Origin of the sequence: Candidatus Pelagibacter sp. HTCC7211, from assembly GCF_000155895.1 — a bacterium.
GTDB lineage: Bacteria > Pseudomonadota > Alphaproteobacteria > Pelagibacterales > Pelagibacteraceae > Pelagibacter.
The window spans coordinates 1,092,023-1,114,106 of record NZ_DS995298.1 but is presented as its reverse complement, the minus strand read 5'-3'; the positions used below and the strand labels follow the sequence as shown (position 1 = coordinate 1,114,106).

Sequence of the window (22,084 nt, the reverse complement as noted above, 5' to 3'; positions counted from 1 at the left end):
GTATGGATATATTGTCGATGACAGATGATGAGGTTTATGCGGTAGCTAAACCTATCTGGGATAATTTAGTGAAATCTTCAAATCTTAAGGACTACGGAGGGTTTACAAGGGACTTTTCGACACAAATGCTGTTTGGAGCTAATGAGGTCGAACTTGGCAAGCAGTGGGCAAATAATAAGATAATCACTAATTTAAAAGAAACATTTGAACCATTTGGCTGTCTTAGAAGAGGTGTTCACATCACAGTCTTAATCAAGCAAACTAATAAAGAGATCTCAGGAGAATTTCTTGGTAGGCTAGTGCTTGGTGTTGAAGATGATGTGGTTAAAGTCTTTGGAGCAACCATCTACTAAACAAAAATAATTAATCCAAATTATAAAATAATTGTTTGACAAATAACGTTATGGGTGTATTGACGGATTAAATGCAATTTTCTAACGTAAAAATCATAAACAAACTTCAAAACTTAAAAGCAACTTTTATTAAAACTGGTATATTTTTAAGCCTAGCTGCTTATTGGGGTGTTATTTTAGTTGGAACTTTTATCACTTTTAACTAAGTTATTTTTAAATAACTTTTAAATTTTTTATGGAAGTATTTTTACCAATCGCACAAGTATTTGTTAATCCTATTGAAATACTTTTTTTAAGTGCAATTGTTGGTGTTCTCTCAGGTTTATTTGGAGTAGGCGGTGGTTTTTTAATGACACCATTTTTAATTTTTTTAGGTGTTCCACCCGCATATGCTGTTGCAAATGAGGCTAATAATATTTTAGCAACATCAGTATCAGGCTCTACAACACATTATCTAAAAAATACTTTAGATTACAAAATGGGTTTAATGATTGTTATAGGTGGAACCATTGGAACCTCCCTTGGTATTTATACCTTTACATATTTTAAAGGAATTGGAAAAATAGATACAGTTATCTCTCTAGCCTACATGTATATACTGGCAATTATTGGTACTCTAATGTTAGTCGAAAGCCTTGGTGAAATTGATAAGGCTAAAAAAAATCTTTTAATTAAAAAAAAATTACATGTTCACTATTGGATACATGGTCTTCCGTTTAGAATGAGATTTCCGAAATCTAAATTATATGAGAGTGCATTTACTCCAATAATTATAGGATTATTAGTAGGTTTTATCGCAGCAATCATGGGTATAGGTGGTGCATTCATTTTAGTGCCTGCAATGATTTACATTATAAAGATGCCTACAAAATTAGTTCCAGGAACTTCATTGTTTGTAACAATATTTGTAAGTGTAATTGTAACTTTTTTGCATTCATTTAATTATGGTTCGATAGATTTATTGTTAGTTTTTATGTTGGTTATTGGATCTATAATTGGTGTTCAATTAGGACAAAAATTAGGTGAAAGGATTAATAGTTCAGGGCTTAGAGCTTTGTTAGCAATTTTACTTTTAATAGTTGGTATAGCTATAGCTTATGATAGTTTTTTTGCAGAAGAAATTCAAAAAGAAACAGTTAAAGTTTTAAATACGGAATTAAATTTTTTCTCTCTGTTTATTAAACAATTTTCTGAAGAGATGCCATTTTTCTATGGATTATTTTCAATTATGTTTGCTGTATTTTTAGGAGTAGCAGCAGCCTTTATAAGAAGATTTATTTCGAATTTTAAAAAAAAAATGTCTGTAAAATCTTAGTTTTGAAATTTATTAAATAAATTTTTGTAGAGTTTCAATATAGATTAGACTTATAATTCCAACTGTAACAGCTGCAATCAAACCAACAACAAAAGGTTTATAACCCATTGATTTTAATTCACTTAGATTGATAGAAATTCCAACAGCTGCCATAGCCATTGTTAAGAAAACAGTTGCTAAAATTTTTAAATATTCAATTAGATTAACCCAAATTTCATGGTTATTACTTCCTGTAGGATATAATTGATCACCTAAATTTCTTACAATTATCATCCCAATAAAACCTAAAACAAAATAAGGAAAAATATTAAAAATTGAGTATTTTTGACCTTTAAATTCACCTCTATTATATAAAAATGCAAATAAAGGTATCAATATTACAAGGAAAGTATTTCTAATTAGCTTTGTTACTGTTGCTACATTTAATGTTTCAGGGCTATTAAACTGTTGATCATAAATCAATCCAGCTGCAGCTACTTGAGAGGTCTCATGAATAGAAGTTCCCAGAAATAATCCAACATTTAACGACTGATTATCAAAATACCATTCAGCAAAATATGGATATAACAGCATTGCGATTACACCAAATAAAGTAATATTTGCAATTGCATAAGCTACTTCAGATTTTTTTGCATTAATAACTGGAGCAGTTGCGACTATTGCTGTTGCTCCACATACACTTGTGCCTATAGCTATTAGATAAGACATTTTTGAGGAGATAGGTACTTTTTTAATTAGTAATTTAATTAAAATTAAAACCCCCACGATACAAATTATAATTAATGGAATTGCAATTGAACCAAACTTAATAAAATCTGCAAAACTTAATCTAATACCTAAAAATATTATTCCTAATTTTAATATATATTGTTGAGTAAAATCCAAACCAATCATCATTCCTGGTCTTGGTGTAAATGCATTACCCATTAAAATTCCAAGAAGTATAGCTATTAGTACAGTTGAAATTGGACTTTTGGGAGTTCCGAAAATTTCTATTGCTAATACATTATTAATTCCTTGAGAAAATAAACAAAATACTAAAGCTAAAATAACACCTGGTAAAATAGACTTGAGATACTTAAAGTTAATTAGCACAGAAACTTTATGCACTTCTGTAGAGTTTAGTCATCACAAATTCTTTATGACCTAAAGCTTCTGCACAAGTTAATCTTCCGTTAGCTACCCTTAAAGTTGTTTTAATTAATTCATCTCCTGCTTGAGACATATTCATTTCACGAGTTAATATTTTTGAAACATCACAGTCAATATGCTCACCCATACCTTTTACAGTTAATGGATTTGCAGTTAATTTTACAACAGGTTCGATCGGATTGCCGACAATATTACCTTGTCCTGTTGGAAACAAATGAATGTTAAAACCAGCTGCTGCTTGAAGAGTTACACACTCTGCTGCTGCAGATGAAGTATCCATAAAATACAAACCTTTACCTTTAGTTGGCTCCTCAGCAGGTTCTAAGACATCTATAAATTTACAGTTTCCGATTTTTTGAAAATTTCCAAATGCTTTTTCTTCAATAGTAGTTAATCCACCTGCAATATTGCCTGCAGTAGGTTGACTTTCTGAAAGATCATCAGTTGCTTCTTTTAAAATAAAATCATTATAATCATTCCAAGTTTTCATAAACTTGTCTGATGCTTCTTGAGTAGCACCTCTTGTAGCGCAAACTTGTTCAGCACCAGTTAATTCAGAAGTTTCACCAAAACATAAATGAACACCCATTGGTTCTAATTTATCCATAAGATTACCTACTGTAGGGTTTGCAGCTAAACCTGAAGTCGTATCAGACTCACCACATTTTACTGATATCCAAAGATCACTCATTGGACATTCTTCTCTTTGTTTTTCTGATGCCCACATGACAAATTCTTGAGCTTTTTTTGAGGCTTTCATAGTTGTTCCTATGTCACCTGTACGCTCTATATGAAATCCTTCAACTGGTTTTCCAGTTTTTGCTATACCATCAACAATTTTTTTAGTCCATTTAGGCTCAATACCTATAACTATTACAGCTGCTACATTTGGATTACAGCCAGTACCAATCATTGTTCTAAAATGAAGCTCTAAGTCTGCACCAAACTGAAGTCTTCCATATGAATGGGGAAGCGCAATAGTACCTTTAATGTTGTTTGCTACTGCTTCAGCACATGCATTTGAAATATCATCAACAGGTAGAATGATTACGTGATTTCTAGTACCAGCTCTACCATTTTCTCTTTTATAACCTAAAAAACTCTTTGGAATTTCCATATTACTACCACTTCTTTGTTTTAACATTGTGAACGTGAACGTGCTCACCTTTTTTAATTGATTTAACGACTTTTCCTATATCATGACCATATTTAAGAATTGTGTCACCTTCATTTAGATCAGTCATTGCAATTTTATGTCCTAAAGGAATTTCATCTAAAGATTGAATGTTTGTTGAACTATCATCTTCCATTATCCAGCATGCACAGTCCTGTTTAGGGGTAATTTTTTCAATAACAACTACTCCTACGTTGTCTTTTTTATCATGAATTATTATATCTGTTGCCATATTTATAGTGTCAATTGTTTGTTTGAAATTTCTAAAATCTTATATATTAATCCAAAAAATTAACAAACGAATTTTATAAGATTTTAAATTACACTTTAGAGAGGTTCTAGTTTTATGACAAAAATGACAACAGAAGAAGCTTTTGTAAAAGTTTTACAAATGCACGGTATTGAACATGCTTTTGGAATTATTGGTTCTGCCTTCATGCCGATTTCAGATATTTTTCCAGATGCTGGAATTACTTTTTGGGATGTTGCACATGAAACTAATGGTGGATTAATTGCGGATGGATACACAAGAGCTACTGGTAAAATGTCAATGGTGATTGCACAAAACGGTCCTGGAATTACTGGTTTAGTAACTCCAATAAAAACTGCATATTGGAATCACACTCCTCTTTTATTAGTTACACCTCAAGCTGCAAATAAAACTATGGGTCAAGGTGGTTTTCAAGAAGTTGAACAAATGAATTTATTTAAAGACATGGTTTGTTATCAAGAAGAAGTAAGAGACCCTTCAAGAATGGCAGAAGTTTTAAATAGAGTAATTGAAAAAGCTATTAGAGGATCTGCTCCGGCACAAATTAATGTTCCAAGAGATTATTGGACACAAGTTATTGACATTGATCTTCCCCCAATTGTAAGACTCGAAAGACAAGCAGGTGGTGTTGATGCAATAAAAAAAGCAGCCGACTTATTATCGAATGCAAAATTTCCAGTAATTTTATCTGGAGCAGGAGTTGTAATTGGTGGTGCTATTGAAGATTGTAAAAAACTTGCTGAAAAATTAGATGCACCAGTTTGTTCTGGTTATCAACATAATGATAGTTTTCCAGGAAGTCATCCACTAGCAGCTGGTCCATTGGGATACAATGGTTCAAAAGCAGGAATGGAATTAATTCAAAAAGCTGATGTTGTTTTAGCATTAGGTACTAGACTAAATCCTTTTTCAACTTTACCAGGTTATGGAATGGATTATTGGCCTAAAGATGCAAGCATCATTCAGGTCGATATGAATTCGGATAGAATTGGTCTAACAAAAAAAGTTACTGTTGGAATTTGTGGTGATGCAAAATTAGTTGCACAACAATTACTTGCTCAACTTTCACCAACAGCAGGTGATACAGATAGACAAAAAAGAAAAGACATAATTCACCAAACTAAATCGGCTTGGTTACAAAAATTATCAAGTCTAGATCATGAAGATGACGATGAAGGTACAGTTTGGAACAAAGAGGCGAGAGAAAGAGACGCTGATAGAATGTCTCCCAGACAAGCTTGGAGAGCGATTCAAGCTGGTATGCCAGATGATGTAATTATTTCAAGCGACATTGGAAATAACTGTGCGATTGGAAATGCTTATCCTACATTTGAAAAAGGAAGAAAATATCTTGCACCTGGTTTATTTGGTCCGTGTGGATATGGTTTTCCTTCAATATTAGGAGCTAAAATTGGTTGTCCTGATACTCCAGTAATAGGTTTTGCAGGTGATGGTGCATTTGGTATCAGCATGAATGAAATGAGTTCTTGCGCTAGAGAGGAATGGCCAGCTATAGCAATGGTTATCTTTAGAAATTATCAATGGGGTGCTGAAAAAAGAAATACCACTCTATGGTTTGATGATAATTTTGTTGGAACTGAATTAGATCCAGAACTAAGTTATGCTAAAGTTGCAGATGCTTGCGGTTTAAAAGGTGTAACAGTTAGAACAATGGAAGAAACAACAAATGCAATCAAGCAATCTTGTGAAGATCAAAAGAAAGGAATTACAACATTTATTGAAGTAATTCTAAACCAAGAACTTGGTGAACCATTTAGAAGAGATGCAATGAAGAAACCAGTCAAAGTTGCTGGTATCAACAAAGCAGATATGAAAAAGCAACCTTCTTTAAATTCTTAAATTCTTTAAAAAATTAAACAATTATCGTAAAGTCACTTCATGGAAGTGACTAACGATAATGGTTGTAGTTGGGTTAATGATTTAATTCCTCGAACTAATATTAAATCACTTCAATTAAATGAAGATTGTGATTGGTTAATAATAGGCGCTGGTTATACAGGCTTATCAGCAGCAAGAAAATTAGGGCAATTATATCCTAAGCAAAAAATTATACTTGTAGATGCACAATTAGCTGGAGAGGGAGCTAGCAGTAGAAATTCAGGCTATTTAGTAGATACCACTCTTAATGACGGATTTACCTCTAATAAAGAATTGGATAATTATAAAAAAAAAGCTGATATTTATGAATTGGGTATAAAATTTGTAAAAAATTTTATCAATGAATATCAAGTTGATTGTGATTGGAATGAATGTGGAAAATATTTTGCATCCTCAAAAAAATCTGATCAAACAATTTTAACAAATTTTTCAGATACTCTTTCAAAACTAGGTTTTGAACACAATATATTATCAAGCAATGATTTATCAAATAGACTTGGTACTAGTTTTTATAATATTGCGCTTCATACAAAAGGTGGAATTTTATTACATCCAGGAAAGTTGGTAAGGGCTATGATTGATATATTACCAAATAATGTTTTTTTGTATGAAAATTCATGTTTATTAGATTGGAGCAAAGTTAAAGATAAAATTTCTTGTAATTTTAAAAATGTAAAAATTAATACCAATAAAATTATTTTTGCGACAAATGGTTTTTTGAAATCTTTAGGTATTAAATCAAATTATAATTTTCCAATTACTTTAACCGCGAGTATGACGAGATCATTAACTGATGAAGAATTTAAGTCAATTGGTGAGCCAAAAGAATGGGGGGTATTACCCGTAAGACCAATGGGTGCCACAATAAGAATGACTAAAGATAGAAGAATTTTGATTAGAAATACTGCAGAAGTACGTGATCCTGCAAAAATGTCTAAGAAAGATTTAGATACAAGATCTATTAATCAAAAAATAGGAATTAAAAAAAGATTTCCACAATTACCAGACAATATAATCCAATCTTCATGGTCAGGAATTGTTTCCAGAACAAGAAATAGCTCTCAAATATTTGAAAAAATTGATGAAAATATCTTTGCTGCAGGTTGTTATAATGGATCTGGTATAGGTGTTGGTACTTTGTTTGGAGAACAAATTGCAATTAAAGCAAGCAATGAAAACACTAAAGAAATAGAAACCATTGAAGCAAGAAATAAACCTACATGGCTTCCACCACAACCTTTTTTAAATCTAGGTGTTAAAATAAGACTAATTTATGAACGACTTAGAGCAAGATCGGAAATTTAATAGGTGTCCTATTATACTTTGGTTTTTTGTGTTAAAAGATTTTCATAAAAAAGGTTTTTAAAATGAAAGTAAAAGCAGCAATTGCATTAGAAAAAGCTAAGCCATTAATTGTAGATTATGTAGATCTTGAAGGACCAAAAAAAGGAGAGGTTCTTGTTGAAATTAAATCTACAGGAGTATGTCATACAGATGCATATACATTATCGGGAGATGATCCAGAAGGTATTTTTCCATCAATACTAGGTCATGAGGGAGCTGGAATTGTTGTTGAAGTAGGTGAAGGAGTAACCTCATTAAAGAAAGATGATCATGTTATACCTTTGTACACTCCTGAATGTCGTAAATGTAAGTTTTGTTTATCCGGTAAAACAAATTTATGCCAAGCTATCCGTGAAACTCAAGGTAAAGGATTGATGCCAGATGGAACTTCAAGATTTTCTTATAAAGGAAAAACTTTATACCATTATATGGGCACATCAACATTTGCAAATTATACAGTTGTTCCAGAAATTGCCTTAGCTAAAATACGAGAAGACGCACCTGCAAGTAAAGCTTGTTATATTGGTTGTGGTGTAACCACTGGGATAGGTGCCGTGATTAATACTGCTAAAGTTGAAGAAGGTGCAACAACTGTTGTTTTTGGCTTAGGTGGAATTGGTCTTAATGTTATTCAAGGATGTAAGTTAGCTAAAGCAAGTGTTATTGTTGGTGTAGATTTAAATCCAGAACGTAAACAAATTGCAGAAAAATTTGGAATGACACATTTTGTTAATCCAAAAGATTATCCAGATAACAAATTACAAGAAAAAATAATTGAATTAACCAATGGTGGTGCTGATTATAGTTTTGAGTGCATTGGTAACGTAAATGTGATGCGTCAAGCATTAGAATGTTGTCATAAAGGATGGGGTGAATCAATTATTATTGGTGTAGCTGGCTCTGGTCAAGAAATTGCAACTAGACCATTTCAATTAGTTACAGGAAGAGTTTGGAAAGGAACTGCTTTTGGTGGAGCAAAAGGAAGAACGGATGTTCCTAAAATTGTTGATTGGTATATGGATAAAAAAATTAATATAGATGATTTAATTACTCATGAGTTTGCTATTGAAGACATCAACAAGGCTTTTGATTTAATGCACGAAGGAAAGTCAATAAGAAGTGTGATTAATTTCTAAAATGGAATTAGTTGAAAAACATAGGTCACACAACGGATCTCAAGAAGTTTACAAACATCTATCGGATACAACAAATTGTAACATGCAGTTTGCTGTTTATTTGCCTGATAATAGTAAGGATTGCCCATTATTATATTTTCTAAGCGGCATAACTTGTACTGAGCAAAATTTTATTCAAAAATCTGGATTTCAACAATTTGCCTCAAAACATCAGGTTGCTGTTGTTGTTCCTGATACCAGCCCAAGAGGAGAGGGTGTACCAGATAACGAAGATTACAAACTTGGTTATGGTGCAGGATTTTATCTTAACGCTACAAGAGAACCTTGGTCTAGAAATTATAAGATGTATGATTATATCACAAAAGAATTACCAGAGTTAATTTCAAACAAATTTGAATTTAGTAAATCAAAAATAGGAATTTTTGGCCATTCTATGGGTGGGGGTGGTGCTATTCAGTGTGCACTCAAAAATGATTTATATAAATCAGTCTCAGCTTTCTCACCTATATGTTCTCTTCATAATAGTACATTTGCAAAAGATATGTTTTCTAATTATTTAGATAATAATTTAGATGAATTAAATACCTATGATCCTTTAACTTTAATAAAAAATTCAAAAAAAAAATTTGAAAGTATTAAAATAGATGTTGGTTTAAGTGATGATTTTTTAAAAGATCTTTGTATAGATGATTTTATTAAAGTGTGCGATGAGACAGGTCAAAAATTACTCGTAACAAAACACCCAGGTTATGACCATGGTTATTACTTTATTAATTCATTTATAGAAGATCATATAAATTACCACGTTTTAATTTTAAAAAACGTAGATTAACAGAACTAATCTCTAAAGTTTACAAATTCAATTGGAAGACCAATATCAATAGCTTGTATTGCAGTTATGGCTTCTTGAAGATCGTCTCTTTTTTTTCCTTCAGCTCTTAATTCTTCCCCTTGAATTTTAATTTGGATTTTAAGTTTTAGTTTCTTAACATCAGCAATAATTTTTTTAGCATTTTCTTGGCTAATACCCTCTTTTAATTCACTGACTTGTCTGATAGTTGTGCCTGCAGCACTTTCTGAGTTTTTAACAACTATCACTCTTGGATCCACTTTCCTTCTTATAAGATGAACTTGTAGTATTTCATTTACTTGTTTTAACTTTAATTCATCTGGGGCAAATGTGGTGATCGTTTTATCTTTTCTTTCAATTGAAATATCAAGCCCTTTGAAATCATATCGGTTAGTAATTTCTCTTAAACAATTAGCAAGAGCATTATCAAATTCGGGATAATTTATTTTACTTATTACGTCAAATGAAGGCATATTTTATTATATAATCTAGTCATTATAGGATCACAAGATCCAACTTTTGTTTGCCTAATCTTTCATTGCCATTCTCTGTAACTAAATAGGTTTCACCTAAATTCATGGCTAAATTACTGTCTGAATCCATTAAGATCATATGCATGAAGAAGACATTACCAGGAGTTATTACATAAGGATTGCCAGTGTATAGCATAGGCCAGTCCATCCAATTAGGTGAAAAGGTTGAACCCAAAGAATAACCACAAGCATTCATTCTTGCTTTTTTAAAACCTAAATCATCAAAAGTTTTAGCATGAGCATCAAACACATCACCTGCAGTTTTACCTGGAATTAAAGTTTTTACACAATTTGTTAACGCATCAACACAAGCCTCATGCATCTTAATATGTTTTGAGTCTGCTTTTCCGATAGGTATAGTTCTAAACATTACTGAATGATAATGTTTAAAAGTTCCTGCCCATTCCAAACTTAATTGATCAGTATCAGACAAATTTCTTTTTTCTGCTTGATATCTACAAAGCAAAGCATTGTCTCCCGAACCAATTATATATTCATTTGCAGGGTAGTCTCCACCGCCTTCAAGAACTGCTCTTTGCATTTCTGCTAAAATTTTTGCTTCACTAGCACCAGCTTTAGTATATTTCCAAGCTTCATCAAGCGCTCTATCAGCAAGTTCGGCGGCTTTTTTCACATAAACTAATTCTTCATCAGATTTAATTACCCTTAATTTAGTTATTAATTCAGATTGATCTTCAACATTACAATAATTTTCTAAAGATTTATTTAATCTTAAAGCATTACGTCCAGTCATCCCATATGCTTCGTACTCAATTCCAATTTTTTTATCCTTTAAATTAAGCTCATTTAATATGTGTTTAAGATCATTAGTTGGATTTATCCCATCTTGATCAACCCAAATTCTGATATCTTTAATATTAGATGTATTTTGTGCCTGTCTTAAGTCAGGCGCGCGAGTTAAAAGAATAATATTTCCTTTTTGATCTAAAATTAGAGTTTGAAAAAAAACATATCCAAAAGTATCGTATCCTGTGAGCCAATACATAGACTCTTGCCTAAACATTAAAAGAGCATCTAAATTTTGCTCTTTCATTGATTTTAGAACGTCTTGTTTTCTTTTAGAAAATTCTTCTGCTGTAAAATGCAATCCCATTAATGGATTATAGCTTTTGCTGAACCTAACTTGTCAATTTTACCTGCATACAATCCTTTGCCAAGAATTGGAACTACACCAACAGTTGAGCCAGTAAAGACATAAAAGTCTTTATTTAAATCAACTTTATCTTTCTTTAGTTTGTTAAGAACAAATCTTAGTGAGTTAAGAGGACTTATGTAAACAGCTCCTGTATTACCCGAAACAGTCTGGTTTATCTTCTTGTTTGAAATAATTGTTTTTAAATTACCTATATTAATTTTTTTATATTTTTTCTTTTGACCAATTAAAAATTTTACATTTGCACCAAAATCACTGGCCAAATCACCAAAGGATGTAACACCTTTTTTCTTTTGTCTATAACCCACAACTTCAATACATGGTGCCATATGAGAAATATATTTTGCTATATTTTTCATAGTTATTTTACCTTTTGATGAAAAAAATTGCTTTTTAATTAAATAACAAACTTCTAGTTCAATTCCTAAAGTAGATTTATTTATTTTTACTTTTTTACCACTTTTTAAAAAATTTCTTTTATAGATAGATGCATAAAATGGCTCTTTTTCTTTCAATTTTTTCATTACAGGAATTCCTGTTCCACCAGCTTTAAATCCAATAACAGGTTCTTTAATTTTACTTTCACATAATTTTCTAAACTCATCAGCAACAGTAAGTTTTTTGGTGATCTTTTGAGGTAATGGAGAAACTATTTTATTTTTTAAAAATGCGTTAACAAGTTTATCTGAAATCTTATTTTTTAAATTTTTATTCATTAAACTTTTTTATTTCAATATAGACATTGGATCAAGTCTTGTTTGAAACCAATTAATTCTAAAATCAAGATGTGGTCCAGTTGATCTTCCTGTTGAACCAACTGTACCTATAATATCTCCTTGATTAATTTTGTCTCCAACTGAAACTAAAATATTTTCTAGGTGAGAATATATTGTTGATATTCCATGACCATGATCCATGATGATGGTGCCACCTGTATAATATAAATCGTCCTCTGCCATAGTGACAACTCCAGCTCCTGAAGATTTAATCATAGTTCCTTGCTTAGCTGCTATATCAATTCCGAAATGAGGCCACTTTGGTTTACCGTTTAAAATTCTTTGACTACCATATACACCACTAATAATTCCTTCAACAGGCATAATAAATTTATCTTTAAAGAAATCTAAATCAGAATTTATGGCCCTTGCCTCACCGATTGCATTATTTTCTTTTTTAATTCTTTTGTAAACTGACTCAGGTGGAGTAACTTTACTTTCCTCAAGTCCATCAATTCTTTGAATATTATATTTTCTTTTTAATACTTTTTTTGTAATTATAGTTTTTTTACCATCTATTATTTTAGTAAACTTTAAATCAAATTTTCTATCTCTATCAATACCAAAAACAAAAAAACCATCTTTTGATACTTTAACTTCTTTTTTACCTACTAGAATTTTAGCGTTAGGATTTGTTGAGCCTAAAATGAAATGACCTTGTAAAAATTTTCCTTGAAATTCAATTGCTTGAAGTTGTGATGGTACAAAAATTAAAAATACAAAAAAAAATCTATAAATTATTGAGCAGTCCATCCACCATCTATTATTATTGATGTTCCCGTAATCATTGATGAAGCTGAAGATGCCAAGAAACAAACTGATGTTGCTACATCACTTTCAGATGCCAGTTTTGACATAGGAATATTTCCTAAAGCTAATTTCTTAAATTTTCTATTTTTAAAAAAGTTTTTTACCATTGGTGTTGCCACAAATGTTGGTGCAACTGTATTTACTCTAATATTTTTCTTTGCTAATTCTACACCCATTCCTTTAGTCAATCCTTCGATACCAAATTTTGTCATATTATAAACATTTCGACCACTCATACCAACATGACCTAATTGAGAAGATATATTAATTATTGATCCAGGCTTTTTCTTGTTTTTAAGCATTTTTTTTACTACTAATTGAGCAACGTTAAATGCAGCTTTAAGATTTAAATCTACCAAATAGTTCATACTTCTTTGTTTTATTTTTTCAAATGGTTCAGGAATATTGGTTCCAGCATTATTAACCAGTACGTCTATGATTTTTATTTTTTCTATTTTTTTTCTTAAGTCATCATAATTCATCACATCACAGTGAATTTTAATAATTTTACCTTTTATTTTTTTTATTTCTTTTTCTAATTTATCTAAATCTGATGATGTTCGACTTAGAGCAATTACTGTTGCTCCAGCTTCAGCTAATGCTATTGCACAAGCTCTACCTAACCCTTTACCTGCTCCTGTAACAAGAGCATATTTATTTTTTAAATTAATTTTTTGTAAATACATTATAAGAATAATATTTTAATATCTGTGTAAATCAACTCAACAGCTACTACTAAAATTGCAATTAAACCAGCCCAAGCAATCCACTTATACTCTTTGATCCATTTAGATATCAAACTTGCTGCAGTTGCCATTAAAACGATTGATAAAACCAAACCAAAAATTAATAGTGTATAATGATCTCCAGCTGCACCAGCTACACCTAATACATTATCAAGGCTCATAGTAAAATCTGCAAGTAGAATAGTCCAAATAGCTTTTAAAAAGTTTGAATTATCAACTTTTATATCATCCTCTTGCTCTGAGCCTTTAATGACGTCAACATAAAGTTTGTAAACTATATAAAGCAGTAATAGTCCACCAATTAATCGAAGTCCTGTAATTTGTAATAGATAAGCGGTCAGTAAAGTTAAAATTATCCTTAATATTACTGCTCCACCTATGCCCCAAAAAATAATTTTTTTTCTTTGTTCAACTGGAAACTTTGATGCAACCATTCCAATTATAATTGCATTGTCGCCCGCAAGCACTAGGTCAATAAATATGATTTGACCTAAAATAGCTAACTGTTCTGGAGAAATTAGTTCTGCAAACATTTATTGCTCTAGTATCATATCTGCACCTTTTTCTGCAATCATTATTGTTGGTGCATTAGTATTACCAGAGGTTATATTAGGCATTATTGATGCATCGATCACCCTAAGATTTTTTATTCCTTTAACTTTTAATTTTTCATCAACAACAGCCATATCATCTTGGCCCATTTTACAAGTTCCGACAGGATGAAAAATAGTTTGTGCATAATTAGAAGCTTCTTTAACTAGTTCTTCATCATCATTAATACTTATCCCTGGTCTATACTCTTCAGGTGTATACTTTTTAAAAGTTTCAGATTCTAATATAATTTTCCTAGTTAATTTTAAACCTCGAGCAGCTACCATTCTATCATGATCAGTTGATAAATAATTTTGTTTAATTTTTGCGTAAGTTCTTGTGTCTTTATCAACGATACTAACATGACCTCTACTAGTAGGTCTTATATTTGAAACAGTTGGAGTAAATGCATGAAAATCATGATTTTTAGTAGCTCCCAATGTATCCATACTCATTGGTTGAACATGCCATTGTAGGTCTGGAAGTTCAAGTGATGGATCACTTTTTGCAAACATGCAAAGTTGGCTTGCCCCCATTGTCATTGGGCCAGATCTTTTAAATATATATTCTAGTCCAATCATTAAATTTCCAAATAAACTATTTATTTTTTTGTTAAGTGATTTAAGACCATTAATTTTATAAATCGGTCTTAACATCAAATGATCATGTAAATTTTCTCCAACACCATTTAAATTTTGTATAGTTTCAATACCTAGATTTTTTAATTTTTCATGATTTCCAATCCCAGATACTTGTAAAATTTGAGGTGAACCTATTGCACCAGAAGATAGAATTATTTCTTTATTAGCTTCAACTTTTTTTACTTCATTATCCATCCAAAACTCTACTTCTTTAGCTATTTTATTTTCAAAATTTATTTTTTTAATATGTGCATTAGTAATTATTTTTAAATTTTTTCTATGTTTTACAGGGTTTAGATATCCAACTGCTGTACTACACCTGAAGCCATCTTTTTGTGTTACTTGGAAATAACCACACCCATGATTATCTCCTGTATTAAAATCCTTTGTTTTTGGAATGCCAAATTCTTCTGCTGCATTTTGAAATTCATCTAAAAGTGGAAGGTGTATTCTTTGATCTGAAACTGATAAAGGTCCATCAACACCATGAAATTCACTTTTACCTCTCTCTTGATTTTCAGCTTTTATAAAATACGGCAAAACATCATCCCAACCCCAACCAGTATTTCCAGATTGCCTCCATAGATCATAGTCTCGGTGTTGTCCTCTAATATATAACAACCCATTTATTGACGAGCTTCCCCCTAAAATTTTTCCTCTTGGATATCTTATGGAAATATTATTCATACTTTCATCAGGTTCAGTTCGATAACACCAATCAGTATTTGGATTATGCATGGTTTTAAAATATCCAACAGGAATATGGATCCATGGATTATTATCTTTACCACCTGCTTCAAGAAGCAACACTTTGTGATTGGGATTTTCTGATAATCTATTTGCAAGCACACATCCTGCGGATCCAGCACCCAGAATTATAAAATCAAAATTTTCCATCAAGTTTAGAACCTTTATAATTTAAATTATTTTATTTAATAACAATTTTACCAAAAAAAACTAAATAACTCGATATTAATCCTTGTTATACTTTTAAAAGTTTGAGAGGGTACTTTTTTTATAAAAAAACAATGAGAGGGAAAAACAATATGAAAAAAATCATATCATTAGTTGTAGGAACTCTTCTTTTAACTGTCATGACAGTTACAGGAGCAAATTCTGCACAAACTCTTAAGTGTCAAACAGTAATTAGTGCAAAAGCTGATGAAGTGAAAATGTTAAAAGATTTCACTGACACAGTTTCTGAACTAACTCAAGGTTCACTTAAGTTTGAAATTATGCCAGCCGGAGCAGTAGTAGGTGTAAAGGAAACTTTAGATGCAGTTGATAAAGGTCTTATCGATTGTGGTTTTGCTTGGACTCACTATTGGTCAGGTGATCATCCAGCAGCTATGTTATTTGGTTCGCCAGTAGCAGGTGCAGGTGTTGGTATTGATAATATCGCATTCTTATCTTGGTTCCAATATGGTGGTGGTAAAGAGCTTTACGACCAATTATGGAGTGAGATGGGAAGAGACATCAAAGGTTTTATGTTACAACCAGTTGGTCCAGAAGCTCTAGGTTGGTTTAAAGAGCCAATTAATAGTATGGCTGACTTTAGAAAGTATAAGTTCAGAACTCCTCCAGGAATTCCAGGACAAACTTATAAAGATATTGGTGTAGCTTCTGTTGCAATGGGTGGTGGAGACATTCTACCAGCTCTTGAAGCAGGAACAATTGATGCAGCTGAATGGTGTTGCCCAAAACCTGATATGGTTTTTGGTTTACACAAAGTTCTAAAAAATTACTACTTACAAGGTCTTCACCAAGTAGTAGTAAATGCTGACTTCTATCTAAACGGTAGCAAATATAAAAAAATGTCTGCAATCGAGAAGAAAGCTTTAGAAGTTGCTGCAAACGCTTCTTTATCAAAATCAATGAGTTACAGAATATATGAAAACGGAAAAGCTCTTGCTGAGTTAACTACTAAGCATGGTGTTATATTACAAGACACTCCAGCTGACTATTTCCCAGCATATATGGCTGCTGCAAAGAAAAGTTTAGAAACAAATGCTGCAAAGAATGCATTCTTTAAAAAAGTTTGGGATTCTCAAAAAGCATTTGCTGATATTGCAGTACCTTTCTGGTCTGGATCTCAAATGTCTAATGCTAAGCTAGGAATGGCTCACGCAGCAACATTAAAATAATAACTAAAAACTTTTATAAAGCGGGCAATTTATTGTCCGCTTTATTTTTAATTAAAAAATTTTTTTAATGCCAAGAAACAATAAATCAAAAAAACCAATTAAACCTAAGAAGCTTGATATTTCAGACGAAATGATAGCTGAGAGAAGAGGTGGGTCAGGGTCAATGCCTAAAAATATGCCAAAGTGGATGGCATCTTCAATTACAAAAATAGATTTGTTTAGTAAATGGGTTGGCAATGTTGTTTGCTGGATAACAATTCCATTAATATTAGCAATGACTTATGAGGTTCTTGCAAGAAAATTATTCACTGCTCCAACTATGTGGGCTTATGACATGAGTAGATTTATGTATGGAGCTTTATTTATGTTAGGCGCAGGATATGCGCTCTCAAAGGGTGTTCATATTAGAGCAGATTTTTTATATCGAAATTTTAAAACCAAAACTCAAGGGAGAATAGATTTTTGGTTATATCTATTATTTTATTTTCCAGGATTAATAGTTTTTCTTTATATGACCACTGGATTTGTTCAAGAGTCGATAATGAGAGGCGAGCGGGGAATGGATACAGCTTGGATGCCATATATGTGGCCAATTAAAGCTTCTTTATGGTTTGGAATAGTTTTTCTAATTATCCAGGGTATTTCAGAATTATTCAAAAGTTATTGGGCTGCAACTAAAGGTGTTTGGCCAGGAGGCGAAGAATAAATGATATCTGAATTTATAGCTCCTGAAATTTTAGGTTTTATTTTAATTGGAGTAATGCTTTTTTCAATTTTTGTTGGGTTTCCAATTTCATTTACTTTAATTTTTCTTGGATTTGTATTTGGCTATCTAGGTTTTGGAAAATTAGTTTTTTATCTAATGACTTTACAGTTTTCTATGGTTATGACCGAACAAACACTGGCGGCAGTCCCACTCTTTGTCTTTATGGGAATTATGATGGAGCAAGCTGGATTAATGGAAAGATTGTTTTCAGCTTTTCAATTAATGTTAGCTAAGGTTAGAGGATCGTTATATTACGCAGTATTATTTGTTTCTGTAGTTTTTGCTGCTGCTACAGGAATTGTAGGAGCATCAGTAACTATACTTGGTATCATGGCAGCTAAATCAATGAATAGATCAGGTTATAATGTAAGATTAGCAGCAGGAACAATTACTGCTGGTGGAACTTTGGGTATATTAATTCCTCCAAGTATTATGCTTGTAGTAATGGGCCCAATTATGGAAATACCAGTTACAGATTTATTTGCAGCAGCAATTATACCAGGAGTTTTACTTGCAACTCTCTATGCCGCATACACTACTATTAGATGCTGGTTGGATCCAAGTCTTGGACCAGTATTACCACCTGAACTAAGAGCGACCAGTATGAAAGCTGTTTGGATTGAATTTTTTTTAGGTTTAGTTCCACCAGCAGCATTAGTCTTTGCAGCCCTTGGAAGTATTCTTTTTGGATTTGCAACACCAACAGAAGCAGCGGGATGTGGTGCAATGGGTTCTTTAATTTTAGCTTTAGGATATAAAAAATTAACATTTAAAAAATTACAAGATGCTTTAGTTAAAACTCTTGAAATTTCTGCGTTAATTATGGTTCTAGTTGCAGCTTCAAACTTCTTTGGGGCAGTGTTTTCAAGATTAGGAACACCAATGTTACTAACAGACTTTTTGTTAAGTCTAGAGATGAATAAATATTTAATCTTGGCTTTAATTATGGTGATGATTTTTCTTTTAGGCTGGCCTTTAGAATGGGTACCAATAGTAATGATTATTATTCCAATAATATTACCTTTAGTTGAAGCTTTAGGATTTAATTTAACATGGTTTGCAATTCTAGTAGCGGTCAATCTTCAGACTGCCTGGCTATCTCCTCCAGTAGCACTCTCGGCATATTTCTTGAAGGGTGTAGTTCCTGAATGGGATTTAAAGGATATCTATTATGGAATGATGCAATTTATGGTTATTCAAGTGATAGGTCTAGTTGTAATAATTATATTTCCTAAAATTGCATTGTGGTTACCAGCCTATCTATATGGACAGTAGAGATTATTAGTTTAATATTATTCTTAGTGAATCAGCCAAAAGTTAAATACTCTCTTTCTAATTGGGATTTAGTTACAGTTAATCCAAATTATAAAACTTGGGATTGGAAAGATCTTTTTTGTTTTTGGGGTGTTAATGTTCAAAGCGTTATAGGATTTTCTTTAATTGCCTCATTATACACTATTTATAGCTTAAATACCTTTGTTGTTTTTTTTGGCACTATTTTAGGGTCATTCTTCGTTTATTTATTTTGTAATTTAATTGGAAAACCATCTCAAAAATTTGGCTTACCATTTGCGGTGCTTTTAAGATCATCTCTAGGTTTTAGGGGTGCAAAATTTTTTGGATTAATCAGAAGTTTGGTTGGAATATTTATGTTTGGTATTCAAACCTATTTTTTATCAAAAGCTATTAGTTATTTAATTAGGATTTTAATTTTCTCGATAGATAAATCACTTTTAGAAAATGAAATTTTACTTACATTTTTATTGGGATTAAATATCATTGATTGGATATCATTTGTAATTGTTATTTCTTTTCAGACTTTAATGTTCAGCGTAGGCATCCAGTTTAATAAAAAATTGATAAATATTTCAGCAATTACAGTTTATGTTGGAATGATTTTATTTTTCTTTGTAGTTTTTTTAAGTGATGTAAAAATTACCTCAAAAGCATTTGTTGATATTTTAGATTTAAGTAATTTTTTTGATGAAACCAATATAGCTCCTTTACTTACAGTAGCTGGTACAATTTTTGCATATTTTTCAATTATCATTATTAGTTTTGGTGACTTCTCAAGATACATCAAGGATGAAAAAAATTTAAAAAAAGGTAATTTAAGTTTAATTGCTAATTTAGTTTTATTCTCTTTTGCAGCAGTTTTTATTGTTGTTGGTTCAGATATTTTTTTAAATCAAAAGTTTGAAGATATTAATCAAATCTTTACAAATCCAACTGATATAATAGGTAAATTTGATAACTTGCAAATCACAGTTGTAGTACTTTTTTTTATAATTGTGGCATCTATTTCAACTAATTTAGTGGCAAACTTTATTCCTTCACAATATTCACTAATAAATTTTATGCCTAATAATTTAACTTTAAAAAGCTCAAGTTATACAATTTCTGTAATTGGATTTGTCGTTGGGATTTTTTGGCTAACTTTGTTGAGTCAGATAGGAATTTTATCTTTTATTGATACGTTTGCATCTTTTTTTGGTCCAATAGTTGGTGTAGTCATTATTGATTTTTATTTAATTAAAGATGCAGATTTAAGTAATAAAGATCTCTATTCATCTGAAAATAAAAGCATTTATTATTATTCAAAAGGATGGCATATTAAAGCAGTTTACTCTATATTTTTAGGGTTTATTTTCTCCGCATCAACAATCTGGAATATGAATATGATGTTTTTACAATCTTACGCATGGATAATAGGCTTGATTATTTCTTCAGTTACATATTATTTGCTAGCAAAAAAATAAATTTATGAACAAATTTGATTTTAAAAATAGAACAGCTGTTATAACTGGAGGTGGACAAGGTTTTGGACTTGATATTGCAAAACGATTTTTAGAATCTGGAGCCAAAGTTATTATTTGGGATATAGATGAAAAACTTCTTAAATCAGCGTCCAGTGAAGTAAATAATGAAAATTTGAGTTACAATGTGGTTGATGTATCTAATTACTCTCAAATTGAGCAAAATATTAATCAAATAACTTTAAAAACAAATATTGATATCTTAATTAATAATGCAGGTATAACAGGTCCTACAGCGCCATTATGGGAATATGATGTAGATGAATGGAATAAGATTGTTCAAATAAACTTAATGGGAACATTTAATTGCTGTAGAGCGATAGCACCCAACATGATCAAGAATAATTACGGTAGAATAGTTAATGTTGCATCTGTAGCTGGTAAAGATGGAAATGCTAATGCTAGTGCATATAGTTCTGGAAAAGCAGGAGCTATTGGTCTCACTAAGTCACTAGGTAAAGAATTAGCAGATTATAATATAGCAGTTAATGCAGTTACTCCAGCAGGAGCCAAAACAAGAATTTTAGATCAAATGAGTAAAGAGCATGTACAACGTATGCTATCAAAGGTTCCTAGAGGTAGATTTTTAGAAATTCACGAGTTTACTTCACTAGTATGTTGGCTTTGTTCTGAGGAAAATTCGTTTTCTACTGCAGCGGTATTTGATATCAGTGGTGGTAGATCTACTTATTAATTTTGTAGGTAAGATTTACTATTTCAATTCTATCATCATTATTTAAATTATGAGCATTTGATAAAACTGGAGCAAAAATTATAACAGACCAGTATATTAACAACATAAAAATAGAAATTGTTTTCATTTTTTTAATTTAATGGGAAATATTGATTTAAGAATGTTTAAAAAATGTCCAAAAGTTGTATTTAAAAAAAAATAATCTATAAGTTTTTTTATGATAAAATTTTATATCCTAACTTTAACTTTTTTACTGCTATGCACACCTATAAAAGCAGAGAATATAAAGATATTTGAATTTACTGAATCTGAACTTAACAAACTGGAAGTAAGAAAGGTAAGAGGTGCTGATAATAAAACACTTTATTCTGTCGGATTAGACGAAAATGGTAACTTTTTAAAAGCAGTTGCTGATAATTCAGCATCTGGTTTAGGTAAAAAGGTAAAAATTAATTTAGACAAAACACCAATAATTAACATTACATGGAAAGTAGAGACAGATTTGAAAGGTATTAAAGAAAATACAAAAAAAGGTCATGATTTTGCAGCTCGTGTTTTTGTCATAAAAAAAACTGGAGCAACACCTTTGTCAAATAGGGCAATAAATTATGTTTTTTCAAGTAATAATGATGTTGGAGAAAATTTTCCAAGTCCGTATACAAAAAAATCTATAGATAATGTTTTGGCTACAACCAAAGAAAATTTAAATGAATGGGTTACAGTAAAAGCAAATGTAAAAGAGGATTTTAAAGAATTTCATAATTTAAATGTTAAAGAATTAGATGGAGTAGCAATAATGGCTGATACTGATAATTCAAAATTAAAAACAGTTAGTTACTTCCAAAATATTTATTTTTCATCAAAATAATATCTAAGTTTATGTTAAATTTTAATTTTAT

The 22,084-nt window shown here is 31.1% G+C and carries 24 protein-coding genes; 13 read left to right on the top strand and 11 right to left on the bottom strand.

What is annotated here, in order from left to right; genetic code table 11:
- Positions 1–2: 2 nt before the first annotated feature.
- From PB7211_RS06010 to PB7211_RS06000, 3 genes are all read left to right on the top strand, one after another.
- Positions 3–353 (top strand): hypothetical protein, encoded by a 351-nt coding sequence (locus PB7211_RS06010; RefSeq protein ID WP_029454502.1) that lies wholly within the window; start codon positions 3–5, stop codon positions 351–353.
- Positions 354–424: 71 nt separating this feature from the next.
- Positions 425–559, top strand: a complete 135-nt coding sequence (locus PB7211_RS08085; RefSeq protein ID WP_008545402.1) for a hypothetical protein — start codon at positions 425–427, stop codon at positions 557–559.
- 29 nt (positions 560–588) lie between these two features.
- On the top strand, positions 589–1,668 hold the full coding sequence (locus PB7211_RS06000) for a sulfite exporter TauE/SafE family protein (protein WP_008546097.1): 1,080 nt from the start codon (positions 589–591) through the stop codon (positions 1,666–1,668).
- Positions 1,669–1,680: 12 nt separating this feature from the next.
- On the opposite strand, the gene PB7211_RS05995 is transcribed toward PB7211_RS06000, so the two are convergent.
- From PB7211_RS05995 to PB7211_RS05985, 3 genes are read right to left on the bottom strand one after another with little or no spacing between them, the layout of a single operon-like run.
- Entirely contained in the window at positions 1,681–2,763 is a 1,083-nt protein-coding gene (locus tag PB7211_RS05995; protein ID WP_008544288.1) for a YeiH family protein, read from the bottom strand.
- A 7-nt stretch (positions 2,764–2,770) separates the two neighbouring features.
- The gene (locus PB7211_RS05990; RefSeq protein ID WP_008544455.1) at positions 2,771–3,937 is read right to left on the bottom strand and encodes a UxaA family hydrolase; all 1,167 of its coding nucleotides are present in this window, start codon (positions 3,935–3,937) and stop codon (positions 2,771–2,773) included.
- A gap of 4 nt (positions 3,938–3,941) precedes the next feature.
- Positions 3,942–4,226, bottom strand: a complete 285-nt coding sequence (locus tag PB7211_RS05985) for a UxaA family hydrolase (RefSeq protein WP_008544684.1) — start codon at positions 4,224–4,226, stop codon at positions 3,942–3,944.
- Positions 4,227–4,340: 114 nt separating this feature from the next.
- Between PB7211_RS05985 and xsc the strand changes: the two genes are divergently transcribed.
- The 4 genes from xsc (at position 4,341) to fghA (ending at position 9,476) form a co-directional block, all read left to right on the top strand.
- Positions 4,341–6,125 carry a sulfoacetaldehyde acetyltransferase gene (gene xsc, locus PB7211_RS05980; protein WP_008544656.1) on the top strand — a complete coding sequence of 595 codons (1,785 nt, stop codon included), beginning with the start codon at positions 4,341–4,343 and terminating at the stop codon, positions 6,123–6,125.
- A 39-nt stretch (positions 6,126–6,164) separates the two neighbouring features.
- Positions 6,165–7,469 (top strand): NAD(P)/FAD-dependent oxidoreductase, encoded by a 1,305-nt coding sequence (locus PB7211_RS05975; RefSeq protein WP_008544877.1) that lies wholly within the window; start codon positions 6,165–6,167, stop codon positions 7,467–7,469.
- Between the two features lie 62 nt (positions 7,470–7,531).
- Positions 7,532–8,644: an S-(hydroxymethyl)glutathione dehydrogenase/class III alcohol dehydrogenase gene (locus PB7211_RS05970; RefSeq protein ID WP_008545375.1), complete on the top strand. Its 1,113-nt coding sequence runs from the start codon at positions 7,532–7,534 to the stop codon at positions 8,642–8,644.
- A gap of 1 nt (position 8,645) precedes the next feature.
- The gene (fghA, locus tag PB7211_RS05965) at positions 8,646–9,476 is read left to right on the top strand and encodes an S-formylglutathione hydrolase (protein ID WP_034399140.1); all 831 of its coding nucleotides are present in this window, start codon (positions 8,646–8,648) and stop codon (positions 9,474–9,476) included.
- Between the two features lie 5 nt (positions 9,477–9,481).
- Here the strand turns inward: fghA and PB7211_RS05960 are convergent, their stop codons facing one another.
- Genes PB7211_RS05960 through PB7211_RS05930 form a run of 7 tightly spaced genes read right to left on the bottom strand, consistent with a single transcriptional unit; the run spans position 9,482 to position 15,662 of the window.
- Complete coding sequence (locus tag PB7211_RS05960; protein WP_008544207.1) at positions 9,482–9,967, bottom strand: YajQ family cyclic di-GMP-binding protein; 486 nt, start codon at positions 9,965–9,967, stop codon at positions 9,482–9,484.
- A 22-nt stretch (positions 9,968–9,989) separates the two neighbouring features.
- Positions 9,990–11,141 carry a M24 family metallopeptidase gene (locus PB7211_RS05955; RefSeq protein WP_008544477.1) on the bottom strand — a complete coding sequence of 384 codons (1,152 nt, stop codon included), beginning with the start codon at positions 11,139–11,141 and terminating at the stop codon, positions 9,990–9,992.
- Positions 11,141–11,917, bottom strand: a complete 777-nt coding sequence (locus PB7211_RS05950; protein WP_008544832.1) for a fumarylacetoacetate hydrolase — start codon at positions 11,915–11,917, stop codon at positions 11,141–11,143. The genes PB7211_RS05955 and PB7211_RS05950 overlap by 1 nt, the downstream gene beginning before the upstream one ends.
- Before the next feature lie 9 nt (positions 11,918–11,926).
- Positions 11,927–12,730, bottom strand: coding sequence for a M23 family metallopeptidase (locus tag PB7211_RS05945; RefSeq protein ID WP_008545844.1), 804 nt, complete (start codon positions 12,728–12,730; stop codon positions 11,927–11,929).
- Entirely contained in the window at positions 12,715–13,473 is a 759-nt protein-coding gene (locus tag PB7211_RS05940) for an SDR family NAD(P)-dependent oxidoreductase (RefSeq protein ID WP_008544958.1), read from the bottom strand. The genes PB7211_RS05945 and PB7211_RS05940 overlap by 16 nt, the downstream gene beginning before the upstream one ends.
- Positions 13,473–14,066, bottom strand: coding sequence for a TerC family protein (locus PB7211_RS05935; protein ID WP_029454515.1), 594 nt, complete (start codon positions 14,064–14,066; stop codon positions 13,473–13,475). Before PB7211_RS05935 ends, PB7211_RS05940 begins: the two co-directional genes overlap by 1 nt.
- A complete protein-coding gene (locus PB7211_RS05930) occupies positions 14,067–15,662 on the bottom strand; it encodes a GMC family oxidoreductase (RefSeq protein WP_008544606.1) in 1,596 nt (531 codons plus the stop codon).
- A 149-nt stretch (positions 15,663–15,811) separates the two neighbouring features.
- Between PB7211_RS05930 and PB7211_RS05925 the strand changes: the two genes are divergently transcribed.
- The 5 genes from PB7211_RS05925 to PB7211_RS05905 all read left to right on the top strand — a co-directional run bounded on the left by PB7211_RS05925 (position 15,812) and on the right by PB7211_RS05905 (position 21,185).
- A complete protein-coding gene (locus tag PB7211_RS05925; RefSeq protein ID WP_008544653.1) occupies positions 15,812–16,909 on the top strand; it encodes a TRAP transporter substrate-binding protein in 1,098 nt (365 codons plus the stop codon).
- A gap of 67 nt (positions 16,910–16,976) precedes the next feature.
- Positions 16,977–17,615, top strand: coding sequence for a TRAP transporter small permease subunit (locus tag PB7211_RS08015; RefSeq protein ID WP_034399137.1), 639 nt, complete (start codon positions 16,977–16,979; stop codon positions 17,613–17,615).
- A complete protein-coding gene (locus PB7211_RS05915; protein WP_008545156.1) occupies positions 17,616–18,950 on the top strand; it encodes a TRAP transporter large permease in 1,335 nt (444 codons plus the stop codon). It abuts the gene before it with no gap.
- Between the two features lie 26 nt (positions 18,951–18,976).
- Positions 18,977–20,434 carry an NCS1 family nucleobase:cation symporter-1 gene (locus PB7211_RS05910; RefSeq protein WP_008545024.1) on the top strand — a complete coding sequence of 486 codons (1,458 nt, stop codon included), beginning with the start codon at positions 18,977–18,979 and terminating at the stop codon, positions 20,432–20,434.
- Between the two features lie 4 nt (positions 20,435–20,438).
- Complete coding sequence (locus PB7211_RS05905; RefSeq protein WP_008544890.1) at positions 20,439–21,185, top strand: SDR family NAD(P)-dependent oxidoreductase; 747 nt, start codon at positions 20,439–20,441, stop codon at positions 21,183–21,185.
- On the opposite strand, the gene PB7211_RS07985 is transcribed toward PB7211_RS05905, so the two are convergent.
- Complete coding sequence (locus PB7211_RS07985; protein WP_156773049.1) at positions 21,175–21,312, bottom strand: hypothetical protein; 138 nt, start codon at positions 21,310–21,312, stop codon at positions 21,175–21,177. The two genes, PB7211_RS05905 and PB7211_RS07985, sit on opposite strands and share 11 nt — an antisense overlap.
- A gap of 90 nt (positions 21,313–21,402) precedes the next feature.
- On the opposite strand from PB7211_RS07985, the gene PB7211_RS05900 reads away from it, so the two are divergent.
- Positions 21,403–22,053, top strand: coding sequence for a DUF3047 domain-containing protein (locus PB7211_RS05900; RefSeq protein ID WP_008545898.1), 651 nt, complete (start codon positions 21,403–21,405; stop codon positions 22,051–22,053).
- The last annotated feature ends 31 nt before the right edge of the window (positions 22,054–22,084 follow it).

Bases quoted from the DNA above. Each gene is read 5' to 3' on its own strand.
- PB7211_RS06010 (WP_029454502.1), top strand. From the start codon at position 3: ATGGATATATTGTCGATGACAGATGATGAGGTTTATGCGGTAGCTAAA.
- PB7211_RS08085 (WP_008545402.1), top strand. From the start codon at position 425: ATGCAATTTTCTAACGTAAAAATCATAAACAAACTTCAAAACTTAAAA.
- PB7211_RS06000 (WP_008546097.1), top strand. From the start codon at position 589: ATGGAAGTATTTTTACCAATCGCACAAGTATTTGTTAATCCTATTGAA.
- PB7211_RS05990 (WP_008544455.1), bottom strand. From the start codon at position 3,937: ATGGAAATTCCAAAGAGTTTTTTAGGTTATAAAAGAGAAAATGGTAGA.
- PB7211_RS05985 (WP_008544684.1), bottom strand. From the start codon at position 4,226: ATGGCAACAGATATAATAATTCATGATAAAAAAGACAACGTAGGAGTA.
- xsc (WP_008544656.1), top strand. From the start codon at position 4,341: ATGACAAAAATGACAACAGAAGAAGCTTTTGTAAAAGTTTTACAAATG.
- PB7211_RS05975 (WP_008544877.1), top strand. From the start codon at position 6,165: ATGGAAGTGACTAACGATAATGGTTGTAGTTGGGTTAATGATTTAATT.
- PB7211_RS05970 (WP_008545375.1), top strand. From the start codon at position 7,532: ATGAAAGTAAAAGCAGCAATTGCATTAGAAAAAGCTAAGCCATTAATT.
- fghA (WP_034399140.1), top strand. From the start codon at position 8,646: ATGGAATTAGTTGAAAAACATAGGTCACACAACGGATCTCAAGAAGTT.
- PB7211_RS05960 (WP_008544207.1), bottom strand. From the start codon at position 9,967: ATGCCTTCATTTGACGTAATAAGTAAAATAAATTATCCCGAATTTGAT.
- PB7211_RS05955 (WP_008544477.1), bottom strand. From the start codon at position 11,141: ATGGGATTGCATTTTACAGCAGAAGAATTTTCTAAAAGAAAACAAGAC.
- PB7211_RS05950 (WP_008544832.1), bottom strand. From the start codon at position 11,917: ATGAATAAAAATTTAAAAAATAAGATTTCAGATAAACTTGTTAACGCA.
- PB7211_RS05945 (WP_008545844.1), bottom strand. From the start codon at position 12,730: ATGGACTGCTCAATAATTTATAGATTTTTTTTTGTATTTTTAATTTTT.
- PB7211_RS05940 (WP_008544958.1), bottom strand. From the start codon at position 13,473: ATGTATTTACAAAAAATTAATTTAAAAAATAAATATGCTCTTGTTACA.
- PB7211_RS05935 (WP_029454515.1), bottom strand. From the start codon at position 14,066: ATGTTTGCAGAACTAATTTCTCCAGAACAGTTAGCTATTTTAGGTCAA.
- PB7211_RS05930 (WP_008544606.1), bottom strand. From the start codon at position 15,662: ATGGAAAATTTTGATTTTATAATTCTGGGTGCTGGATCCGCAGGATGT.
- PB7211_RS05925 (WP_008544653.1), top strand. From the start codon at position 15,812: ATGAAAAAAATCATATCATTAGTTGTAGGAACTCTTCTTTTAACTGTC.
- PB7211_RS08015 (WP_034399137.1), top strand. From the start codon at position 16,977: ATGCCAAGAAACAATAAATCAAAAAAACCAATTAAACCTAAGAAGCTT.
- PB7211_RS05915 (WP_008545156.1), top strand. From the start codon at position 17,616: ATGATATCTGAATTTATAGCTCCTGAAATTTTAGGTTTTATTTTAATT.
- PB7211_RS05905 (WP_008544890.1), top strand. From the start codon at position 20,439: ATGAACAAATTTGATTTTAAAAATAGAACAGCTGTTATAACTGGAGGT.
- PB7211_RS07985 (WP_156773049.1), bottom strand. From the start codon at position 21,312: ATGAAAACAATTTCTATTTTTATGTTGTTAATATACTGGTCTGTTATA.
- PB7211_RS05900 (WP_008545898.1), top strand. From the start codon at position 21,403: ATGATAAAATTTTATATCCTAACTTTAACTTTTTTACTGCTATGCACA.